At 64.2% G+C, this 22,926-nt stretch carries 18 protein-coding genes; 8 read left to right on the top strand and 10 right to left on the bottom strand.

Features of this window, described 5'->3' with window-relative positions; all coding sequences use genetic code 11:
- Positions 1 to 14: 14 nt before the first annotated feature.
- Genes LB551_RS18695 through LB551_RS18665 form a run of 7 tightly spaced genes read left to right on the top strand, consistent with a single transcriptional unit; the run spans position 15 to position 8,072 of the window.
- Positions 15 to 257, top strand: a complete 243-nt coding sequence (locus LB551_RS18695) for a sarcosine oxidase subunit delta (RefSeq protein WP_263495919.1) — start codon at positions 15 to 17, stop codon at positions 255 to 257.
- Positions 254 to 3,100, top strand: a complete 2,847-nt coding sequence (locus tag LB551_RS18690) for a 2Fe-2S iron-sulfur cluster-binding protein (RefSeq protein WP_224660058.1) — start codon at positions 254 to 256, stop codon at positions 3,098 to 3,100. Before LB551_RS18695 ends, LB551_RS18690 begins: the two co-directional genes overlap by 4 nt.
- Before the next feature lie 2 nt (positions 3,101 to 3,102).
- On the top strand, positions 3,103 to 3,696 hold the full coding sequence (locus LB551_RS18685) for a hypothetical protein (protein WP_140551863.1): 594 nt from the start codon (positions 3,103 to 3,105) through the stop codon (positions 3,694 to 3,696).
- On the top strand, positions 3,696 to 4,613 hold the full coding sequence (locus tag LB551_RS18680) for a dihydrodipicolinate synthase family protein (RefSeq protein ID WP_224660057.1): 918 nt from the start codon (positions 3,696 to 3,698) through the stop codon (positions 4,611 to 4,613). Before LB551_RS18685 ends, LB551_RS18680 begins: the two co-directional genes overlap by 1 nt.
- Position 4,614: 1 nt before the next feature.
- The gene (locus LB551_RS18675; RefSeq protein WP_224660056.1) at positions 4,615 to 5,583 is read left to right on the top strand and encodes a D-2-hydroxyacid dehydrogenase; all 969 of its coding nucleotides are present in this window, start codon (positions 4,615 to 4,617) and stop codon (positions 5,581 to 5,583) included.
- A gap of 12 nt (positions 5,584 to 5,595) precedes the next feature.
- On the top strand, positions 5,596 to 7,140 hold the full coding sequence (locus tag LB551_RS18670; protein WP_140551866.1) for a trimethylamine methyltransferase family protein: 1,545 nt from the start codon (positions 5,596 to 5,598) through the stop codon (positions 7,138 to 7,140).
- 29 nt (positions 7,141 to 7,169) lie between these two features.
- Positions 7,170 to 8,072 carry an SMP-30/gluconolactonase/LRE family protein gene (locus tag LB551_RS18665; protein ID WP_224660055.1) on the top strand — a complete coding sequence of 301 codons (903 nt, stop codon included), beginning with the start codon at positions 7,170 to 7,172 and terminating at the stop codon, positions 8,070 to 8,072.
- 51 nt (positions 8,073 to 8,123) lie between these two features.
- On the opposite strand, the gene LB551_RS18660 is transcribed toward LB551_RS18665, so the two are convergent.
- The 10 genes from LB551_RS18660 to LB551_RS18615 form a co-directional block, all read right to left on the bottom strand.
- Positions 8,124 to 8,897, bottom strand: coding sequence for an SDR family NAD(P)-dependent oxidoreductase (locus tag LB551_RS18660; protein WP_140551868.1), 774 nt, complete (start codon positions 8,895 to 8,897; stop codon positions 8,124 to 8,126).
- Between the two features lie 9 nt (positions 8,898 to 8,906).
- The gene (locus tag LB551_RS18655) at positions 8,907 to 10,241 is read right to left on the bottom strand and encodes a dihydroorotase (RefSeq protein WP_140551869.1); all 1,335 of its coding nucleotides are present in this window, start codon (positions 10,239 to 10,241) and stop codon (positions 8,907 to 8,909) included.
- A 15-nt stretch (positions 10,242 to 10,256) separates the two neighbouring features.
- Positions 10,257 to 11,204: a polysaccharide deacetylase family protein gene (locus LB551_RS18650; protein ID WP_140551870.1), complete on the bottom strand. Its 948-nt coding sequence runs from the start codon at positions 11,202 to 11,204 to the stop codon at positions 10,257 to 10,259.
- 11 nt (positions 11,205 to 11,215) lie between these two features.
- Positions 11,216 to 12,241 (bottom strand): NAD-dependent epimerase/dehydratase family protein, encoded by a 1,026-nt coding sequence (locus LB551_RS18645; protein WP_140551871.1) that lies wholly within the window; start codon positions 12,239 to 12,241, stop codon positions 11,216 to 11,218.
- Positions 12,242 to 12,270: 29 nt separating this feature from the next.
- On the bottom strand, positions 12,271 to 13,044 hold the full coding sequence (locus tag LB551_RS18640; protein ID WP_140551872.1) for an SDR family NAD(P)-dependent oxidoreductase: 774 nt from the start codon (positions 13,042 to 13,044) through the stop codon (positions 12,271 to 12,273).
- The gene (locus LB551_RS18635) at positions 13,041 to 14,288 is read right to left on the bottom strand and encodes an MFS transporter (protein ID WP_140551873.1); all 1,248 of its coding nucleotides are present in this window, start codon (positions 14,286 to 14,288) and stop codon (positions 13,041 to 13,043) included. Before LB551_RS18635 ends, LB551_RS18640 begins: the two co-directional genes overlap by 4 nt.
- Positions 14,285 to 16,366, bottom strand: a complete 2,082-nt coding sequence (locus LB551_RS18630) for an ABC transporter ATP-binding protein (protein WP_224660054.1) — start codon at positions 16,364 to 16,366, stop codon at positions 14,285 to 14,287. Before LB551_RS18630 ends, LB551_RS18635 begins: the two co-directional genes overlap by 4 nt.
- Positions 16,363 to 17,244 (bottom strand): ABC transporter permease, encoded by an 882-nt coding sequence (locus LB551_RS18625; RefSeq protein WP_224626857.1) that lies wholly within the window; start codon positions 17,242 to 17,244, stop codon positions 16,363 to 16,365. Before LB551_RS18625 ends, LB551_RS18630 begins: the two co-directional genes overlap by 4 nt.
- Complete coding sequence (locus tag LB551_RS18620) at positions 17,241 to 18,254, bottom strand: ABC transporter permease (RefSeq protein ID WP_140551875.1); 1,014 nt, start codon at positions 18,252 to 18,254, stop codon at positions 17,241 to 17,243. The genes LB551_RS18625 and LB551_RS18620 overlap by 4 nt, the downstream gene beginning before the upstream one ends.
- A 73-nt stretch (positions 18,255 to 18,327) precedes the next feature.
- The gene (locus tag LB551_RS18615) at positions 18,328 to 20,001 is read right to left on the bottom strand and encodes an ABC transporter substrate-binding protein (protein WP_224660053.1); all 1,674 of its coding nucleotides are present in this window, start codon (positions 19,999 to 20,001) and stop codon (positions 18,328 to 18,330) included.
- A 497-nt stretch (positions 20,002 to 20,498) separates the two neighbouring features.
- On the opposite strand from LB551_RS18615, the gene LB551_RS18610 reads away from it, so the two are divergent.
- Positions 20,499 to 22,919, top strand: a complete 2,421-nt coding sequence (locus LB551_RS18610; protein WP_140551877.1) for an FAD-dependent oxidoreductase — start codon at positions 20,499 to 20,501, stop codon at positions 22,917 to 22,919.
- Positions 22,920 to 22,926 lie beyond the last annotated feature (7 nt).

The raw sequence follows: 22,926 nt of genomic DNA, 5'->3' as shown, positions 1-22,926 counted from the left end.
AGCTTGATTGCCCCATGAACGGCCTGCGCAACATCGACGAATTCCGGTCTTTCGGTCCGGTGCGCCAGACGCTCGATGCCGATGCGACCGCCGACGCCGACTGGGCGAAACATCTGTTTCGCGCGGACAATCGCAAGGGCGTCGTGACCGAGTGGTGGCAGCACGTGCCGAGCAATTTCTTTTTCCTGGCGGAGCGCGACGTCGTCACCAACGAGATCATCCGGACCTACGCGCCGGGCGAGGGCAATCAGGCATGACCCGGCTTGCGGCACCCTATGGCTCGCGCATTGATCGCACGCAGCCGATGCGCTTTACCTTCGAGGGCAAGTCCTATGAGGGCTTTGCCGGCGATTGCATTGCAAGCGCGCTCGCCGCTTCGGACCAGTGGGTGCTTTCCCGCTCATTTAAGTACCATCGACCGCGCGGCATCATGACCATGGCCGGCGCGGAAGCGAACACTTTGGTGCAGCTTCCGTCGGAGGCGAATGTCCCCGCCGACCTGACGCCGATTTGGGAAGGCATGACGGTGACGGCGCAGAACGTCAACGGCTCGCTGCGAAATGACCGCGACGCCATCATGGATCGGCTTGGGCGGTTCATGCCGGTTGGCTTCTACTATCGCACCTTCATGGGGCCGAGGCAGGATAGCTGGCTTCGCTTCTGGGAGCCGATGATCCGGCGCAAGGCCGGGCTCGGGATCGTCGATACTCGCGCCCCGCATTTAAGCTTCGATAAGGTCGATCTTCACTGCGACCTGCTGGTCGTTGGGGCCGGACCGGCAGGCCTGGCGGCGGCGATCGCCGCCGCGCAAACCGGCGCCGACGTTGTCCAGTGCGACGAGAACCCGGAAATCGGCGGTTCACTGACCTATCGCCGCTGCGATCCGGGCGTGCTCGCCAGCCTGAGGGCTGCCGCGGCGGGATTGGCCAATCTGCGCGTCATGACCGCCACCGTCTGCAACGGCTGGTACGAGGACAACTGGCTGCCGCTGATCCAAGGCAACCGGCTCTACCGCACCAGGGCTCACGAGGTGATCCTGGCAACAGGTGCCATCGAGCAGCCGGCGGTGTTCCGCAACAACGACCTGCCGGGGATCATGACCGTCGGCGCCGTGCAGAGGCTGATGCAGCACTATGCGGTGAAACCCGGCCGCCGCGCCGTCGTGCTGGCAGGCAATGACGACGGCTATGATGCCGCGTTCGACTTGATCGAGGCAGGCGTCGAACTCGCGGCCGTCGTCGATCCGAGACAGGGAGCAGGCAGCAGCGCTGGCGAGCTTCGGGCCAGGGGCGCGGAAATCATCACGGGCGCCCAGATCGATGAAGCGGCCGGAACCCGCGGCAACAAGCATGTCAGACGGGTCCGCGTCGGAAGCCGCTGGATGGACTGCGACCTCGTCGTGATGGCCGCCGGCTCGGCGCCGGCGTGGCAGGTGCCCTGTCATGCGGGCGCCAAGGTCGGCTACGACGAAGCGACCGCGCGCATGACGCTGACGCTGCCGGACGGCGCCGTCCACCTGGCTGGCGCCGTTGCCGGCAGGACGGGACTATCGTCGGCCATGGCGGATGGCCGTCGCGCAGCGCACGAGGCGCTTCATGGGCTGGGACACTCCGATCTGCCCAATGCCTCCAGTGAATTCGAACCTGAAGCCGTGGCCTGGGCGCAGAAGCTGACTGGCCACGAGAAAGGGCGCGACTTCGTCGATTTCGACGAGGATTTGCAGGTCAAGGATCTGCAGAACGCGATAAAGGAAGGCTATCGCGAACTCGAGCTCGTGAAGCGCTTTTCCACCGTCGGCATGGGGCCGAGCCAGGGCAGGCATTCGGCCCTTGCCACGGCGCGGATCGTTGCCGACGCCACCGATCGCAAGGTCGGCCAGGTCGGCGTGACCACGGCGCGGCCGCCGACGGGTCCGGAAAAGCTCGGCGTGCTCGCAGGTCATCATGAGCCGCTGGAGCGTCGCACCGCGCTGCATGCCCGGCATCTTGCGCTCGAAGCCCGCATGAAGCCGATCGGCAACTGGTGGCGACCCTATTATTACGGGCCGGAAAGCCGGAGCGAACGCCTGATCCACGAAGAGGTCGCGGCCGTTCGCGACGGCGTCGGCATGCTCGACGTCTCGACGCTGGGCAAGCTGGAGATCCGTGGTCCGGACGCCGGCGCCTTCCTCGATCGCATGTACACCATGGCCCATGCCAATCAGCCGGTCGGCCGCGTCCGCTACTGCCTGATGCTGAACGAGATGGGCACGGTCATCGACGACGGCGTCGCCTATCGCTTCGCGGAGGACCAGTTCTACGTGACGGCGACGACCGGCGCGGTCGCTCGGGTGCAGGCCGACATGTTGTTCTGGAACGCGCAGTGGCGACTGAAGGTCGACGTGCTCAACGTCACGGCCGGGTTTTCCGGCATCAACGTCACAGGCCCCAAGGCGCGGGACGTGTTGCAGGCGCTCGAGGGAGACATCGATTTTGCGCGCGACGCCTTTCCCTATCTACATGGCCGTCAGGGTCGCCTGGCGGGCGTTCCGGTGCACAGCATGCGCATCGGCTTCACCGGAGAAGTCAGTTTCGAGCTGCATTGCCCGTCGAGCTACGCCGTCGCGCTATGGGATGCGCTGGTCGCGGCGGGCAAACCCTATAGTTTGCGCCCATACGGGCTGGAGGCCTCGCGCATCATGCGGCTGGAGAAGGGACATATCCTGATCGGCCAGGACACGGATGCGCTGACCACGCCCGATGAGCTCGGATTCGGCTGGGCGGTTTCGAAGAAGAAGCCGTTCTTCGTCGGCAAGCGATCGATCGAGATGCGCGCCAATCTCGGAGAATCGCGCCGGCTGGTCGGCCTTTCCTTTGAAGGATTGCGCAATGTGCCGGGCGAATCCTGCCTCGTGCTGCGCGGCGGCAACTTGGTGGGGCAGGTCACCTCGCTCGGTTTCTCGCCGACGCTCGGCCATCACATCGCGCTGGCTTATGTCCATATCGACGATGCGGCACCCGGCAGCAGGATTACGGTGAAATGCCGCGACGGTGAGCTGGTCGAGGCACCGGTGGTTGGGCATGCCTTCTTCGATCCGCAGAACGTTCGGCAGGAGCTGTAGCGATGACCGTTCCCGGATCGCGCACATTTCCCTTGTCGCCGGACGGCTCGGCAGCGGAATCCGCCTTGCCGAAGGGCCGGCTGACATTGAGCGATCTGACGGCCCGGCCGCGTTTCGGCATCAAGGGGCCTGGCAGCGCCGGCTGGCTGGCAGCGCAGGGCCTGGCTCTACCGCCCGTCAATGGCGTTGCCACGCTGGGCGGCATCCGGCTGCTGCGTCTGGGGGCCGAGGATTTTCTGGCGGTTGACGATGGTGTCGGCAACGCAGTCGCAAAATTGACCGACGCCTGGCAGGCCGCCGATGGCGCGCGCGGCTACTGGTCCTGGCGGGAGGAGGGCTGGAGCTGGATGCGGCTCTCGGGGCCGCTGACGGAACCTGTGATGGCGCGGCTTTGCGCGCTGGATTTGCGGCCCGACCGTTTCGCCGCCGACGCGATCGCGCAGACGCGGGTCGCGCATGTCGAGGCTGTGCTGGTGCGGGGCGAGGGGGGCTTTGACATCTTCTTCGACATCGCATCGACAGCGTATTTCATCAGGACAGTTGCCACGGTGGCGAAGCTAGCCGCCGACGATACGATGACCAGGGGGATCCACTGATGAACAGCGTACAAGGTGTCATTGCACCGATCCTGACGCCCTTCGAAAAAGACGGCGGCATCGCCCGCGATCTGTGGATAAGCCATGCGAAATGGGTGCTCGCCCAAGGGGCGCATTATCTCTCGCCTTTCGGCACGACCGGCGAGGCGCTGTCGCTCTCGCCGGTCGAGCGCATGGAGGCGCTGGAGTGGCTGGCCGAGGCTGGTATCCCCGCGGAAAAGATGATGCCAGGAACCGGTCTGACCGCGCTGCCCGAGACGATCGAGCTTAGCAGACATGCGCTGGACGTAGGCTGCGCCGGCGTCATGGTGCTGCCTTCGTTCTTCTACACGGCGGCAGGCGACAATGGACAGGCGCGCTACTATTCGGAACTGATCGACAGGGTTGCCGACCCGAAGCTGAAGCTGATCCTCTATCACATCCCGCAGAACTCCGGCGTGCCGGTCTCGCCGGCACTGGCCGCCCGGCTCAACGCAGCCTTTCCAGACACGGTCGTGGCCTACAAGGACAGCGGCGGAAACTGGGACAACACTGCCGCGATCATCGCCGCGGTCCCGAACATCTCGGTTTTTCCAAGCTCCGAAGCCCAGCTCACCCAGGGGCTGGATGCCGGCGCGGCGGGCTGCATATCAGCCTCGGTCAACCTCAACGCGAAGGCGATCCGAGCGCTCTACGACAATGCGCGCGCGGGGCGAGACGTCACGGCCGCCAACATCGCCATCAAGGCGTTTCGCAAGGCGGTTCAGGATGCTGGTCTGATCCAGGGCATGAAGGCGGCTCTCGCTGTTCGTTCCGGCGATCATCGCTGGCTCAACCTGCGCGCGCCGCATGAGAACGCAACCGTGCAGGAGGGCAAGGCCCTGCTGGATGTGCTGGGGCCTCTTGCCGATCACATTCCCGGCCCGAGGCGAGGCTGAGATGTCGGCGCGCCCGACCGTCATCGTCAGTGCCGATTCGCTGGACGGGCCGCTGGCCGTGCTGGCCGAGACGCATCCCGACATCACGGTGCATGGCTGCGAAAGTTACGAGGCGCTTCCGGCCCTGATTTCGGAAACCGGCGCCGAAGTGATCTTCAGCATCAGGTTTGGCCAGCGCTCACTCTATCCACGCAAGGCGGTGGTCGAGAACCCGACGGTGCGCTGGGTTTCTGTTGGCGGTTCCGGCACTGATCACCTGCGGCCGTGGGATCCCGCGCGGGTGACGGTCACCAATTCGGCAGGCGTTGCCGCCGACATGATGGCGGAATACGTCTTTGGCGCGATGCTGTCGTTTTCGCTTGGCCTGCGTGGCTTCGCACGCGAACAGGCGGCCGGCAACTGGATCGGCGGCAAGGTCGAGCCGATCCAGGGCAAGACGCTGCTGCTCCTCGGTCTCGGCAAGACGGGGCAGGCGGTTGCCGCCCGTGCCAAGGCGTTCGGCATGACAACGCTGGGGGTGCGAGCGAATCCGAAGCCGACTGAGAATATCGATGAAGTGCACGCCATAGCGGATCTGCCCAGACTTTGGGGCCGTGCCGATTTCATCCTGTGTGCCGTGCCCCTGCTCGACAGCACCCGCGGCCTTGTCGGCGAGGAAGCCTTCGCGGCGATGAAACCTTCGGTCGTGCTGATCGACGTGTCCCGTGGCTTCGTCGTCGACGAGGCGGCGCTTCTCGCGGTGCTCGATGCCGGACGGATCAAGGGCGCGGCGCTCGATGTCTTTGCGACAGAGCCGCTGCCGCAATCGCACCCGCTATGGGGCTACGACAACGTGATCGTCACGCCGCATTGCTCTTCGGTCTATGACGGCTGGGATGTGAAGTCGGTGCGCATGTTCGCCGACAATCTGGCCCGCTACCGGCGTGGCGAGCCGCTGAACAATGTCGTCGATCCCAAACGCGGTTACTAGGAGGACAGGCCGATGACAGCGCATGACAGGCGAAGCGGTGGACGGCGCACCAGAGCAGCGGGGCGCAGCGGCGGCGGCATCGCGCAACTGCCCTGGCAGAGCGTGACGAACCCTTACGCGCCGATGCGGATGCTGGACGAGGAGCAGATGGACAAGCTGCATCGCACCTCGATGCGGATACTTTCCGAGCTCGGCATCCGGGTGGCGGGCGAGAAGGTGATGAGCATCTTCGAAGCCGCGGGAGCCATAGTCGACCGAGAGGAAAGCACGATCCGCATCGACGAGAGCATCGTGACCGAAGCGCTGAAGAGCGCGCCGTCGAGCTTCACGATCACATCGCGCAATCCGGAGAAGAGGATCAGGCTCGGTGGCAATTCGCTGGCGTTCGGCCTCGTTGCCGGCCCGCCCAACGTGCACGATCGCATCAACGGCCGGCGGCAAGGCAATCTCGCGGATTACGAGAATTTCATCCGCCTCGCGCACCACTTCAATGCCATCCACATCATCGGCAACCAGGTCGTGGCGCCGATGGAATTGCCGGCAAACTCCCGGCATCTCGACACCTACCGCGCAAACCTGACGCTTTCCGATTTGGGCTTCCACGCCTCCGCGATAGGACGTGGCCGCGCCATGGACAGCATCAACATGATGGCGATCACGCGCGGCATTCCGGTTGAGGAGATGAGGTCTTCGCCGGGCGTCACAACCATCATCTCCGTGAATTCGCCGCGCCTGTTCGACGAGGCGATGGCGGAGGGGCTGATCGCCATGGCAGAGCACGGCCAGCCGGTGACAATCACGCCGTTCACGCTGATGGGCGCGATGACCCCGGTCACGCTGGCCGCCGCCCTGGCGCAGCAGAATGCCGAAGCGCTCTTCGGCGTGACGCTGACGCAACTGATCAATCCCGGCACGCCGGTGATGTACGGCGCCTTCACCTCGAACGTCGACATGCGCTCCGGCGCGCCTGCCTTCGGCACGCCCGAAAATGCCAAAGCCAACGTCGTCGCCGGCCAGTTGGCCCGCCGCTACAATCTGCCGTACCGCACCTCAAATGCGAATGCGTCGAACGTCGTCGACCTGCAGGCCGCCTACGAAACCGAGATGGCGACCTGGGGCGCGGTGCTCGGCGGCGCGAACCTGATCTATCACGCCGCCGGCTGGCTCGAGGGCGGGCTGACGGCCTCCTACGAGAAGCTGATCCTCGATGTCGAGATCCTGCAGAACATGATGGAGTTCCTGCGGCCGATGCCCTTCGAGGAGGACGACCTTGGCTTCGAGGCGATCAAGTCGGTGCCGACCGGAGGCCATTTCTTCGGCTCCGAGCACACCATGGCGCGCTACAAGACCGCTTTCTACCGACCGATGCTGTCGAACTGGCAGAACTACGGCGCCTGGCAGGAAGCCGGTGGCCATGACGCACTGGAACGGGCGACCCAGCTCTGGCAGCAGGCGCTGGCCGAATATGAAGAGCCCGTCCTGGACCCCGCGGTCCGTGAGGAACTGGATGACTACGTGGCGCGCCGGAGACTTGAGATCGGCGACCAGGAGCCCTGATCGACTTCAAACAGAAGGAGTGGACTGGCATGACCAAACTGCATCTGCTCGGTACCGCGGTCGCTCTTGCCCTGACGGCGTCTGCGCAAGCCGCCGACGTCAAGGTCATCAACGACGACGCCTGGTTCGCGGAAGGCCCGATCTGGTACCAGGACAAGCTGTTCTACGTCGAATACGGGCGCAACACCGTCGATGTGTGGGATGGCAAGAAGAACGAAATCTTCTGGAAAATGGACGGCTGCGGGCCCTCGGCGGTCCTGCCGACCGCCAAGGGCGAGTTCGTCGTAACCTGCTACGACAGCAACTCGATCGGCCGTATTTCGGCCGATGGCAAGACCCTCGATGCCTACGACAAGGACAAGGACGGCAAGCCGTTCAGCGGCCCCAACGACTTCGCGCCGGACAAGGATGGCGGAATCTATTTCACCGGCTCGGGCAAGGGCGGCGCTGCGATCGACGCATCGGCCTACTACATCGGCAAGGACGGCAGCGTGGCGAAGGTCGCCGACGACCTGCACAACGCCAACGGCCTGGTCATGTCGAACGACGGCAAGATCCTCTATCTGGTCGAAACGGAAGACAACCGCATCATCGAATTCGATGTCGCCGCCGACCATAGCCTGAGCAACAGGCGCGTCTTCCTGCGGCTGGACGACCTGTTCCCGGACCAGCCGCATATCTGGCCGGACGGCATCAAGATGGACAACGCCGGCGAGATGTATATCGGCCAGAGCCCGCGCTCGCTCGACGCACCCGGCAAGATCATCGTCGTCGATAAGGACGCCAAGCTTCTTCGCACGCTGTCGGTGCCGTCCCCGTCGATGCCGAACTTCGCATTCGGGCCGGACGAGAAGGAACTCTACGTCATGGCCTTGGACCAGATCGACGCTGCGCCATGGCACGGCAAGGTCTACGAGATACCGAACAAGTAGCCGTTATCGAGCACGACTTATCGGTTCGCGATATGCAGGCTGGATGGCCGGTCAACCCGCCATCCAGCCGCCGTCGACCATCAGATTGACGCCGGTCATGTAAGTGGACAGGTCGCTAGCGAGGAACAGGGCTGCGCCGGCGACGTCGTTCGGCTGGCCGAGCCGCGGCCATGGCGTGCGGCGGCGCGAATAGTCGAGGGCGTCGGGATCGTTGGCGACGCCCGGCTTGCCGGTGATGATCTTGCCGGGCGCCACGGCGTTGCAGACGATCAGGTCTTCGGCGTGGTCGAGAGCGATCTGGCGCGTCATCTGGACGATGGCCCCCTTGCTCACCGAATAGGGGAAGTCGCCGGGGCAAGCCACCATGCCGTGCTGCGAGGATATGTTGACGATGCGGCCGCGCACGCCGTTCACCGGCTCCTGCCTGAGCATCTGCAATACCGCGTGCTTCGAACAGTAGAAGAAGCCGGTGACGTTGACCGCCATGACCTTCGCCCACTGTTCTAGCGTGGTCTGGGTCAAAGTCGTCGAGGTGTAGATGGCTGCATTGTTGACCAGCACGTCGAGCCGACCGAAATGGCCGATTGCCTGCTGCGTCATATCTTCGACCGCGCCGTTGTCCGAAATGTCGACGGACAGGAAGATCGCCTCGCCGCTTGCCGATTGGATGGCCTGAGCGGTCGGCTCTCCGCCTTCGATAGGCTCTTCGCGCACATCGGCCACGACGACCCGCGCGCCTTCCTGCGCATAGCGCCGCGCGATGGCCCGGCCGATGCCGGAGCTCCCGCCGGTGACGATTGCTACCTTGCCTTCCATAATACCCATGTCGCTGCCTTAGCCTTCCCGCCGCGCCACTTGGCCTTGCCCCGGCCGGGTCAAAATGCCGTGGCGGACGATTTCCACGCCTCGAAGAAATACCTGCCGCAAAGTTGCCGACACGCTCCAGCCGTCGAACGGTGTATAATTCGCTTTGGATTTCTGGTCCGCGTTGCGCACGGTGAAAGTCCGCTTGGGGTCGAGAAGCAGGATATCGGCGTCGAACCCGACGGCGAGCCGGCCTTTGCGCTTGCCCAGCCCGAAACGGTCGGCGGGGTTGGCCGCGCACATCCGCACGATATCGGAGATGCCGATCAGGCCTTCGTCTGCCAGCTTCAGCATCACGGGCAGCAGCGTCTGCAAACCTGGCATGCCACCTGGAATATCGGCGAATGCGGGATAGGCGGCGGCCTTTTCCCGTGGGCTGTGCGGCGCATGGTCTGTGCCGATGACATCGATCATGCCAGAGGCAACGGCCTCGCGCAGGCGTCGGACATCTTCCGACGATCGCAACGGTGGCGAGCCCTTCAGCGCGGCTCCCTGGGTCTCATAGTCGTGCGCCGTGAAAAACAGGCTTTGTGGCGTTGTCTCGACGCTGGCATCGGCCAGATCCCGCAGGCGGTGCCACGTCTCGACGCCGAGCGCCGAATTGATCTGACGCACATGGATACGGGCGCCGGTCTCGGTCGCTGCCAGTACGGCGCGGGCAATGCCGTTGGCCTCCGCCGCCGGTGGCCTGCTCTTCAGGAACGCCGCTATGTGGCCGTCATGGTCACGTGCCATGCTGCCTTCGAGCAGCGATTGGTCGCCGGGCGACACCCCGATTGTCGTGCCGAAAGGCACCATCACCTTCAGGGCTTGCAGCACCGCATCCGTCGTCTGGAACAGAAAATCCTTTGGGACGTCGGCGGTGAAAAGCTCGAACGAGACCGGCGCCATTTCGGCCACGGCGGCGATCAGGCCAAAATCCTTGGTAAGCACGGCCTGGAAACCCACATCGACATTCAGTTTTCCGGTCGTCAGCGCCATCTTGTCGGCGAGTTGATCCGCCGTCGCCGTCCAGGGCTCGTCTGTCGGCATGTCGAGCACGGTCGTCACCCCGCCGAGTGCGGCCGCATGCGTGCCGGATGAAAAGTCCTCCTTGTGGGTCAGTCCCGGTTCCCTGAGATGCGCATGCGCATCGATCAGCCCAGGCAACAGGAAACAGCCGGCGGCGTCGATCAGGGTGCGCGCCTCGGCGGATTCTCCGGGCTGGACCAGGGCGGCGATCCTGCCGCCATGGATCGCGACGTTGCGGGGCGCTTCTCCATCGGCATTGATGATCGTGGCGCCTGTGATGAGCGTATCAAACATGACGTCTCCGCGCTGCTAGCGGCCCTGTCTGCGGGTAAAACTGTCCTGATTGTCAATCCAGTAGCGGGCGATGTCGGCCCGGCGCATGAAGATAACGCCAGGCGTTTTCTGTATATGCTCGATGACCGCCCGCAGGCCCGCAGCCCGGTTCGGCTGACCCATCCAGCGCGCGTGCACGCAGATGTTCAGCATGCGCCCGCCGGTCTCGTCGGCTTCCCAAAGCATGTAGTCGATCGCCGAGCGGCAATCCTCGGCGAAGTCGCGCGGGTTGCTATAGCCCGGCGCGATGAGGAAGCGGCTGTCGTTGAGCGTCTTGGAATAGGGCACGACCAGGATGCGCTGGCCGCCATGGTCGACGAAATAGGGCAATTCGTCGTTGCAGGGGTCGGAGTGATAGAGAAAGCCGCCCTCTCGCACCAGCAGGTCACGTGTGTTGACACTCGGGAACGACCGGCAATTCCAGCCCAGCGGCCGGCGGCCAAGCACCTTCTGGTAGAGCGCGATCGCCTCGTGCAACTGCCGGTCCTCTTCCTCGCGCGGCATGCCGGGATAGTCGGTCCAGCGCAGCCCATGCCCGAGCAGGTCGTGGCCGCGCGAATTCATCCATTCGGCGACGGCGCGGTTCTTCTCCAGCGCCACCGCGCAGGCCGAAACCGTGATCGGCACGTTGTAGCGGTCGAAAAGCCGGGCGAGCCGCCAGACGCCGACCCGGCTGCCATATTCGAAATGCGTCTCGGTGCCGAGGTCGCGGTGCGGAGATGTGCCGTTGTTGTTGTACTCGCCCCAATTGTCGTTGCGGCCGTCGTCCAGCCAGTTGTATTCCGAGCCTTCCTCGTAGTTCAGCACGAGGTTGATCGCGACCTTTGCGCCACCCGGCCAGATCACATAGGGTGGGTTCGCCCCATAGCCGACGAAGTCGCGCGGCTGGGCGTTTGCCGGATGTGAAGCAGCGTTCGGCGCCATGGCAATCCCTCTCAATTCGTCTCGTTGGCGGAAATCCAATCCATATAGGCGTGGAAGGCTTCCTTGCCGGGGCGCGGCCGCCACCCGGTGTCGCGCATGATCCGGGCGATATCGTAGGCCCCCCACATGCCGCCTTTCAGTGACGTGTCCTGGACGATATTGGCATCGTCGCCGGCGCTGACCTCGGCCTTCAAACCTGGAACCCGCTCGCGCGTCCACCCGATGATGTCGCCGATCGTCTGGCCGCCGCCGGAACCGATATTGTAGTGGCGATAATTAAGGCGCGGCGCGTCGATCAGCGCCAGAATGGCAGCGGCGACATCGGTGGAAGTGACGTAGTCACCGACCGGTTCAAGGCTGTTCGGCCTGATCGTCTCGCCGGCCAATGCCATGTGCGCGACGCGGTTTGGAACATGGCGGAAATTCCGGCTCTCCGTGGCGCGGTCCATCGGCCCGTACACGGACGCGAGACGCACCGAGATCGCCGACAGACCGAACAGGTCGGCGTACCGATTGGCCACCATTTCGGAGGCGAATTTGGAGATGCCGTAGAGCGTGAGCGGCGCGACATAGCCGTCCTCTGGCAGCGGCTCGCCGCTCCAGTCCGGCCCGTTGTGCCGGTAGACGGAGCCGGAACTGACATAGACGAAGCGCTTCAGGGCAGGCCGCGTGCGCGCCCAGTCCAGCATGTGCACCGTGCCCATGAGATTGACGTCGACGATGCGCGCCGGGTCCTCGGCCTCAGGCTGCCGCTTGGCTTCCGAAGCGCTGCCGCGCGAGATCGGGGTGATGGTCGCACCGTGCACGATGGCCGAGATGTTCTGCCCGTCCAGCGCGGCGGACCATGTCTTCGGGTCGAGAATATCGGCGCTGACGACGGTGAGCCTATCGCGCACCGGCGCGAAATGCTTTTCGGCGGCCGCGTCGAGATTAGACCGGTCCAGGACCACAGCCCGCGCGGTCGGGTCGCGGTCGAGCCAGGCGCGGGCGACGACGCTCATGACGAAGCCGGTGCCGCCAGTGACGAGCAGGGTCATCGGATCAACCTCCAATACCGGAAAGGGGTTCAGCGTACGGCATAGCCGCCATCCACGAGAAGGTCCGTGCCGGTGACGAATGAGGCATCGGACGAAAGCAGGAAGGCGCAGGCGGCGGCGATCTCTTCAGGTTGGGCAATGCGCCCGAGCAGATGCGCCGGCCCGAGACCCTCGTCGGCCGCCTTCAGGTCCGGCCAGCGTTGCAGCAGGCGCGCGGTCGCGACAGCGCCGGGCGACAGGCTGTTGACGCGGATGTGTTGCCCGGCATGGTCGACGGCCATGGCCTTGGCGAGATGGATGAGGCCGGCCTTGGCCGCGCAATAGGCCACCGCCTTGCCGACGGCCACGCGCGCGAATTGCGAGCCGATCAGGACGATCGAGCCGCCGCCGCCGGCCGCCATCAGGGGCACTGCGAATTTGGAGACCAGGAAGGCGCCGGTGAGGCTGACGTCCAGCTCCAGCCGCCATTTGTCGAGCGCGAGATCGGCGACCGTGCCGTCGGTCGATGGGGCGGCGGCATTGTGGACCAGACCGTCCAGCCCACCGAATGCCCGGCCTGTAGTGGCGACCGCGGATTTGACCGAATCCAGATCGGTGACGTCGCAGCCGACCGCCAAGGCGTTCGATCCGAGACTGGCGACAAGCGCCTGCGTTGCCGCCATGTCGCGATCCGCGCAGGCGACGCGAGCGTTCTCCTCGACGCATCGGCGTGCGATCGCGGCGCCGATCCCGCTTGCGGCGCCGGTGATCAGAATGACCTTGCCGGTCAGGCGGCCGGGCAGGGGGGATGCAGCGGCTGTCACGGCTCGCCTCCCGAGGGCTGCACGACCACAATCCCCACCGGGCGCTGCCGCAAGTTGATGCAAGCCGCGATTGCCACCAGAATGCCGCCGGTGCCGAGCACGAACAGCATGGCCTGCGGGGCGGTGTGCTCCATGAGCGCCGCGGACAGGCCGGGCGTCAGGATATTGCTGATTGAATAGAGCAGCAGCAACGTGCCGGAAGCGGCAACCATATGACGGCTGTGCGTTCGCGAATTGGCGAAGGCGATCGCCACCGGATACACGGTCAGCGCCGTGGCGCCATAGAGGAAGAACAGCAGGAAGAGGAATGGCAGCGGCCTGGTTCCGATCCAGGCGATTGATGCGCAGAGCGACACCGAAAGCAGGCCCTGGATGAGCAGTATCACACGCCTGTCGAACCGGTCCGAGAGCCATCCGACTGGCGTTTGCGCCAGCATCCCGGCGATGCTGACGGTCGTCACCAGGCCGACGGTCGCGCTGGCGGATAGCCCGATCTTGGCGCCATAGATCGGGGTCAGAACGAAAACGTTCATGTTGGTGACGCCGGCCTGGAAGACGCTGACCACCGTAACGGGCGCCAGCCGCAGCAACTGGATGACGCCGTAACGCTCTTCCTTCGCCGGGATGTCCGGCACGGACGGTTCATACTGCGGAGCGGGCAGGGCAGGCCATGGCTTTGAGACGAAGCGTGCAAGCACTGCCATTAATACCGTGGCCGCGCTGACCCCGAACAGATGGGGCGAGTGTGCCCCGACGATCTCCAAAAGCACCTGGCCGAGCAGCACGGCGATCGCTGTTGTCATCATGTAGACGGAAAACAGCCTGCCGCGATTGTGCTGGTCAGCATAAAGATTGATCCAGCTTTCGCACACGACGAACATGGCCGCCATGGCCAGCCCTCCGAGCAGGCGGAAGCAGAACCATGCCGGCAGCAGATCGGTGAACACGAAGCCTGATGTGCCGATCGCCGCGATCACGGTTATGATGAAAAAGGCGCGCTCGTGGCCTACCCGCGACACCAGTGGACGAGCAATGAGACAACCGACGAGGAACCCGAGCGGGTAGGCGGTGAGCACCAATTGCACGTTTCGGGGCGCGATGCCCGGCGCGCTCAAGGCCAGTGACACGGCCGTCGTCAGCATGGAGCTGCCGATGCCGGCCAGGCAGATGAGCGCCATGATCGGCAGGATGGCGCGCGATCGTTCCGCCTGACGCCAGAGACGGGCCAGCGACCATGTCCTCATTCAGGGCCACGCGCCTCGTCCATGAGGGTGAGCGCGGCCAGATCCGTCTTCGGAATATGGCAGGCGATCTCGTGCGTGGGGGACATTGTGCGGATCGGCGGCGGCTCGCTGTCGCAAATAGGACCCACCTTGCGATGGCATCGGCTGGCAAAGCGGCAGCCGGCAGGAACGTTGACGGGACTAGGCGTGTCTCCGGTCAGCGTGATCCGCCTGCGCCCGGCGCCTTCCGCTTTCGTGCTGCGGATCGCCGAAATCAGTGCCTCGGTGTAGGGATGGGTGGCGCCGCCGAAGATTTCATCGACCGTGCCTTTCTCCATCACCTTGCCGAGGTACATGACCACGACCTTGTCGGCGACATGGCGCACCAGCGCCAGATCGTGGCTGATGAACAGCATCGTCGCGTGGCGGGTCCGCTGGATATCGAGCAGCAGCGTCACCACCGCCGCTTGCACCGAGACGTCCAGCGCCGATACCGGCTCGTCGGCGACGATCAGCGACGGGTCGGAAGCGAAGGCGCGGGCAATGGCGATGCGCTGTTTCTGTCCGCCCGACAACTGGCTTGGCTTACGCGCCGCGAAGTCCGGCGAAAGCCGCACCATCTCGAGCAGTTCGCGCATGCGCTGGTCGATGGCTGTCTTGCCCGTGCGAATGCCGAATTTCTTCAACGATCGGCGGATGGAGAAGCCGGCGCTGTGCGAGGGATTCAGCGTCGAATCCGGATTTTGGAACACCATCTGGATCGATTGCAGCAATTGTTTAGGCCGAGAGGCTGCTTCGATCTTTGCGATGTTTTCGCCGGCCATGCGGATTTCACCCGACGTGGCGCGGTCGAGGCCGGTGACGATGCGCGCAAGGGTCGACTTGCCGCAACCGGACTCGCCGACCAGCGCGACGATTTCGGCCTTGCCGGCCTCGAAAGATACATGCTCGTTGGCCTTCAGCGTCCTGTGGTTGCTGAGGTGGTAGAGCTTGGTGACATCCGATACGGCTATTGCGGCCTCCGGCGCCGTTCTCTCTTCGGCCAGCGTCGGCAGGTCGCGGCGACCGGGGTCGAGTTCAGGCCAGCGCACGCAGCGCACCAGATGGTGCTCTCCCGCCGGTTCGAGGATGATTCCGGGCTGGTCGCACAGGCCGGCCTTGAAACCGGCGCAGCGCGGCCCGAACAGGCAGCCGCGCGGCCGCTCCGAGGGCAGCGGGATGTGACCCGGAATGGCAGCCAGCGTGCGGCTGTGCTTGCCGTGGTCGATGTCGGGAATGCAGTCGATCAGCCCTTGCGTGTAGGGGTGCCGCGGTTGGCCGAACAGCTCGCCTGTCGGCGCTTCTTCGACCAGTTCGCCGGAATACATGATGCCGACGCGGTCGCAGCTCTCGGCGATCAGGCCGAGATTGTGCGAGATGAACAGCAGGCTGGTGCCGTAGCGCTGGCGCAGCTCCCCAATCAGGTCGATCACCGCCGATTCCACCGTGACGTCGAGGCCGGTGGTCGGCTCGTCGAGCAGCAGCAGCGAAGGCCTGCCCAGAAGCGCCATGGCGATCACGACCCGCTGCTGCTGGCCGCCGGAAAGCTGATGCGGATACCGCTTCAGCATGTCGCCGGCGTCTGGCAGGCGCACGTCCTTCAGCATGGCTGCCGCCATGTCGAGCGCGTCGGTTCGGCTGGCGTCGAGATGGAGCATCGGCACTTCGGCAAGCTGCGCGCCGATGGTCTTGACCGGATTGAGCGCGCTCATCGGATCCTGATAGACCATGGCGATGCGCCGCCCGCGCATGGAGCGCAGTCTGTGTGCCGGCGCGCCGACCAGATCCTCGCCTTCGAAGCGGATGCTGCCGCCGGCGATCAGGCCGGTGGCGCCGAGATAGCCCATGATGGCCATCGCGGTCGTGCTCTTGCCGCAGCCGGATTCGCCGACCAGCCCATAACTTTCGCCCGGTCTGACCTCGAACGACAAGCTTGGCACGGCAACGACGGTCTCCGCCTTGGCGCGAAACTCGATGCGCAGGTCTCGGACCTCGAGCAGCGGGGCGTCCGCGGCTTGCCCCTTCGGCGCTGGCGCCAATATGTCAGCAGTCGGAATCATGGCTTCCAGGCTTCCCGCAGGCCGTCGGCCAGGAGGTTGAAGCCGAGCACCAGGCTGACGATTGCAATCGACGGCAGCACCGACATCAGCGGCCAGACGTTGAGCACGGTCGTGCTTTCCTTGACCATGCCGCCCCAATCGGGGTTGGGCGGCGGCAGGCCGAGGCCGAGGAAGCCGAGGATGCCGATGGTGATGATCGTGTAGCCGATGCGCAGGCAGGCATCGACGATCAGCATGCCGCGGCAGTTGGGCAGCAGCTCGACCAGCATGATGTAGAGCGTGCTTTCGGCGCGCAGCCTAGCCGCAGCGATGTATTCCTGCTCCTTCAGGCCGAGCACCAGCCCTCGCGTTATTCGCCCGATGCCCGGGGCCGAAGCGACGGTCGAGGCGATGACGATGTTGAAGACGGACGGGCCGATATTGGCGATCAGTATGACGTAGAGGACCAGCACCGGGAAGGCGAGGATGATGTCGGACAGCCGACTGATGAGGGCATCGATCCAGCCCCCGTAATAACCGGCGATCATTCCCAGCGTGATGCCGACTATCATGGCGACGGCGACGGAGAGCGGCGCCACCACCAGCACGGTGCGTGCGCCGAAGATCAGCCGCGACAGCTCATCGCGGCCGAGGATATCGACGCCAAGCCAATGCGCGGCCGAAGGCGTCGGGTCGGCGAGCGCCATCACGTCCTGTTCGGTCGGCGAGTAGAGCGGCAGGACGGGCGCGAGGATCGCTGCCAGTACCCAGAAGCCCACCAGGAATAATCCGATCATCGCGGTCGGCGAGCGCAGCATCCGCGCCCATTTCAGGCGCGTCCTGCCCGTCGGCTTGGCAGCCGTCCCGTCCATCGCTCTCTGTTCGGCCACTGCGTTCATTTCAACCTTATGCGTGGGTCAAGCAGCATGTAACCGAGGTCACCAAGGAACTGCGTCGTGACCGCGATGGCGACGGTGATCAGCGTGGCGGCTTCGATGGTCGCGATGTCGCCGAACAGGCTGGCGTCGAGCAGCAGCCGACCGAAGCCGGGATAGGCGAAGACGAGTTCCGTCACCACCACGCCGCTGATGAGGAAGTTGATCTGCAGCAGAAGCACCGTGAAAGGCGTGATCATGGCGTTGCGCAGGGCGTGGCCCATCACCACTTGGCGCGTGCTCATGCCCTTCAGCACCGCGGTGCGGATGAAAGGTTTTTCCATCACGCCGATCATCGAGACTCGGATCATGCGCGCGACATAGCCGAAGTCGTAGATGACGAGCACCGCGACCGGCAGCACGAGTTGCGATGGAATGGACCAGCCGCCGTCGGAATCCAGCGGACTGGTGCCCGGCAGCACCGGCCACAGGATGACGAACAGGGTAACCAGGAAAACCCCGGAAGCGAATTCGGGGATCGAGGTGAAGGTGATGCATATGACCGACAATGCCCGGTCGAGCACGCCGCCTTCCTTGAGGCCCGACAGGATGCCGAAGACAATCGACAAGGGCACGATCAACAGGAAGGCCAGTCCGGCCAGGATCGCCGTATTGCCGAGCCGGTCCCAGATCACATCGTTGACGGGCAGCTTGTTGAGCGTCGAATAGCCGAAATTGCCGAAGTACTGGGCGCCTCGCGGGTCCGTGAAATTGAGCCCGGTGCTGGGGTCCTGAAGCGGGTCCGGAATGACGCCGAGCAGTATGCCCGCCCAGCGGCCGTAACGCACCAGCAGCGGATCATCCGCCTTCAGCTTCCTGGTGAGGAAATCGACCTGTTCCTGGGTCGCGAAAGGCCCGAGGGATTTACGCGCGACGCTGCCCGGCGTGAATTCACAGACGGCAAAAACAAGAAACGAAGCCGCCACCATGGTGAGCAGCATCATCGCCAGTCGTCTCGCAACGAATCTCGCCATCGGCCGGAATGTCCGCTCCTGATGCAATCGGGGTTGAATGACCGGTCGCCTCGAAGGCGGCCGGGCAAATTGGTCAGGCGGCGACGACCGCGTAGTCCTTGGCGAAGATATACTGCGAAGGATGGAGTTCGAAACCCTGCACCTTCTTGTCCATCACGGTCGAGAAGATGCGCCAGAACGGCTGCACGATCGGCCCTTCGTCCTGCATGATCAGCTCGATCTTCTCCATCACCTTGGAACGCTCCTTCGGGTCGAGGATGCCTTCGGCCTGGGTGAGCAGCTTGTCGAACTCGGCATTGGAGAAATGCGACTCGTTCCACGCTCCATTGGTGCGGTAGGCTAGGCCGAGCGTCATGATGGCGAGCGGGCGATGCCCCCATGCCGTCAGGCTGAACGGCGCGCTGGTCCACACTTCCCAATACTGGGCGCTCGGCAGCGACTTGATGTTGGCTTTGATGCCGATGTCCTTCAACTGCTCGGCCATCGCCTGTGTCGTGTTCAGTTCCCAGATCGGATCGGGCCTTGTCACGACGTCGATCTCGAAGCCATCGCCCTGGCCGGCGTCGGCCATCAACTTCTTTGCCTTCTCGATGTCGCGCGGCCATTTCGGCAGCGCGGCGTACTCGGGATGCGACGGCGCCACGTGGTGGTCTTCCGCCGACGTGCCGGCGCCGAGCAGGACCGTCTGGATGATCTTGTCGCGATCGATCGCGTAGCGCATGGCCTGGCGCACGCGCTTGTCCTTGAATTGCTCGACGTCGGGATGCATGCGCAACACGATGGTCTGCGTGGTTTCGACCTTATGGATCGCGACGTGGGGGAAAGCCTTCATCGAATTGATCTGGACCGCGTCGGCTTCCGACAGTCCGTCAACCTGCTTGGAGGCCATTGCCGCGATGCCGGCGCCCGGATTGTCGCCGAGGTCGACGAACTCGAACGTGTCGAGATGCGGCGCGCCGCCCCAATAATCAGCTCGCGCCTTGTATTTCGCGCCCTTGCCGACCGTGTATTCGACGATCTCGAACGCTCCGGTGCCATTGGCGCTCGGACCGAAGGCGCCGTTGTCCTTCGGGTCGAGAATGAACATAGGATAGTGGAACAGGTGTTCGGCGACCGCGATCTGCGGCGAGAACAGGTTGAGCCGCACCGTGCTGTCGTCGACCTTCTCGATCGCCTTGTCGGACCACAGCCGGCTCGATTTCTTGGGATTGCCCTTGTCGTCCTTTTCGCCGGTGTCGTATTCCTCGACCAGGTAGCCGGTGAACAGGCCGAGCACGGAGGACCCGACAGCCGGATCGCTGACCCGCTTCAGGTTCCAGACCACGTCGTCGGCGTTCAGCGCTCTGCCGTCGCGCCATTTCACGTCCTTGCGGATGTGCAGCGTCCAAGTCTTCAGGTCGTCGCTGACGTCCCACTTTTCGAGCAGATAGGGATGGGTGATGTTGTTGCGGTCGGTGAAGGTCAGATATTCGCAGACCTGGCGAATGATGTTCGACTTCTCGGCGAAGTCGGCCAGATGCGGGTCCTTGATCTCCATGCAGCGCATGCCGATGCGCAGGTTTCCGCCTTTCGGCAAATCCTGCGCGCGGGCCTGCGTCGACGGGTCGACGAGACCGGCCATGGCATAGGCCGCTCCGGCCGAAAGACCGAGCAGCGTCGACTTGCGCAGGAAGTCCCTGCGGCTGATCGCGCCATCGTTGAGCTGATCGACGAGTGTCGGGATATACGCGTGTGGAGCCTTATCCAAGATCTTGACCTCCGAGTTGTCACAATGCGCTGGTTGGATGGGCGTTTCGGCGCTGCCGTTCGGTCGGCAAGGAACCGAACTCGCTGGCGGACGCGCAACTCCAAGGCCCGTGGTGACAATGCGTGGTCGGCGAAAAGGCTTGCCGGAAAACCGGCCTGTCCCCATGCCGCGGATGCATGTCCATAGCGGTGACTCCCATTCGTGGCGCCGTTGATACAGCTGCTCATTTCCCCACTAGAAGCTACACCGGGCACCCCTGTCCACAAACGAAGATTAATGTGGCTATGACCTCGTTTTTTTTGGCCAAAATCATAGCCGAAACCGGGATTGGCGCCCAATGGCAGGCTTTACAGCCATTTGTCGGGCTTTCTACACTGCCGATACTCGAAAAAGTGAGGGCATGCCGGCGAGCGTAAGCCGAGCCCAGCCCTCAGTCACCATCATGCCTATTGCAAATCTGCCTGCCCTCGGACCTAGAGCCAAAAGGAACACGTGAAATGCGGACCCATGCCCAGGCTGTTGTGATCGGCGGCGGTCTGATCGGATGCTCCATCCTTTATCATCTCGCGAAACATGGCTGGACCGATGTCGTGCTATTCGAGCGCGATGAACTGACCTCGGGCTCGACTTGGCACGCGGCGGCCAACATCCACGGCCTGCACGACTCCACCAACATCAGCCGTCTGCAGCATTACACGATGGCGCTCTACAAGGAGCTGGAGAAGGAGACGGGGCAGGGCTGCGGCGTCTTCCAGCCGGGATCGCTCTACCTTGCCCAGACCGAGGCGCGGGAACATCAGCTCAGGCTGCAGGAGGCCAAGGCCCGCCGCTACAAGATGAATTTCTACCAGGTCGACCGGGCCGAGGCTGAGCGCCTGCACCCGCTGGTGGATTTCGATGGCATACGCTGCATCATGTACGAACCCGAGGGCGGCAACGTCGATCCTTCGGGCGTCACGATGGCCTATGCCGCCGGCGCGCGCCAGCGCGGCGCCGAGATCCACCGTTTTACCCCTGTGACAGGAACGGAGCAGCAGCCGGACGGCAGCTGGATCGTGCGCACCACCAAAGGCGACGTGCACGCGCAATGGGTGGTCAACGCCGCCGGCCTGTGGGGACGCGAGGTCGCCGCCATGGCCGGGCTGGAACTTCCGCTGATCCCCACCGAGCACCAGTATTTCGTGACCGAGACCATCCCGGAAATCGCCAATATGGGCAGGCGCCTGCCTTCGGTCGCCGACCGCGACGGCGAATACTACCTCCGCCAGGAGGGCCTTGGCCTGCTGATCGGCGCCTATGAGCGGGCGATGAAATTCTGGGCGGAGGACGGCACGCCGCTGGATTTCGGCCATGAGCTCTTCCCCGACGATCTGGAGCGCATCGAGGAAAACATGATGCGCGCCATCGCACGCGTGCCGGCGGTTGGCGCCGCGGGCATCAAGAAGGTCATCAACGGGCCGATGATCTGGTCGCCGGATAGCGCGGCGCTGTTCGGGCCCGTTCCGGAGTTGAGGAACTATTTCTGCTGCAACGGCCTCATCCCTGGATTCTCGCAATCCGGCGGACTCGGCAAACTCGCCGCAGAGTGGATGATCGAGGGCGAGCCGACGCTCGACATGTTCGGCTGGGATCTCGCCCGGTTCGGCCACTGGGCAAGCAAGGCCTTCGTCAAGGCGCGGGTGCAGGATCAGTACAGCCACCGTTTCAAGATCCATTTCCCGAATGAGGAGCGCGCGGCAGGGCGGCCGGTGCGGACGCGACCGGCCTATGCCATGCAGAAGGATAAGGGCGCGGTCTTCGGCCTGAATTTCGGCTGGGAGCATCCGCTGTGGTTCTCGACCGACGGCGAGCCTCGAGAAGAGACGATAGGGTTCACCAGGCAGAACTGGTGGCATCCCGTCGGCCGCGAGGCGCGCATGCTGCGCGACCACGTCGGCGTTATCGATGTTTCCAACTTCGCCAAATACGAGGTGAAGGGGCCGGGTGCCGAGGCTTGGCTGAACGCACTCTTCGCCAACAAGATCCCTGCCAAGGTCGGCAAATCCTGCCTGACGCCGCTGATCGGCAAGCGCGGCGGCATTGCCGGCGACTTCACGGTGACCAAGCTCGGCGAAGACGAATATCGCATTTTCGGCTCCGGCATGGCCGAACGCTACCATCAGCGCTTCTTCAAGATGGTGCCGTTGCCTCCAGACACCACGTTCCGCTCGCTGACCGAGGCGATGTGCGGCTTTAATGTTGCCGGACCGAAGTCGCGCGCGGTGCTGCAGCGACTTACCAATGACGATCTGACGACCGAATCCTTCCCCTTCATGGCATCGCGCCGCATCACCGTTGCACGCGTCGATGTCATCGCATTGCGCGTGTCCTTCACCGGAGACCTCGGCTGGGAACTCTACTGCGAAGAGAAGGACCAGACTGCTCTTTACAGCGCGTTGCTCGACGCCGCGCGGCAGGAAGGCGGCGGGCCGGTCGGCTCGCGCGCGCTGATGTCACTCAGGGTCGAGAAAGGCTACGGCAGTTGGGGTCGCGAATATTCGCCCGAATACTGGCCGCAGGAGGTCAGGCTCGACCGGCTGGTCAAGATGGACAAGGGCGATTTCCTCAATCGGGGCGCCTATGCTGCGCTGGCGTCCAAGCCGGCGCGCGACGAGTTGATCATGATCTCGATCGAGGCGGAGGATGCCGATGCCACGGGCGGCGAGCCGATCTTCCTGCCGGACGGCACGCCGGTCGGCCAGGTCACGTCCGGCGCCTATGGCTACCATGTCGGCATGTCGCTGGCGCTTGGCTACGTGAAGGCGGGCTCCGTCAAGTCCGGCGAAGCGGTCACGGTCGCGATCCTCGGCCACCCGCATAAGGCCGTGTTGCTCGACCGGCCGCCTTTCGACCCCGATGGCAAGAGACTGCGGGCCTGATTATGAA

Source organism: Mesorhizobium sp. BR1-1-2, from assembly GCF_020165435.1.
Taxonomy (GTDB): Bacteria; Pseudomonadota; Alphaproteobacteria; order Rhizobiales; family Rhizobiaceae; genus Mesorhizobium.
This window is presented reverse-complemented; position numbering and strand designations above follow the sequence as displayed.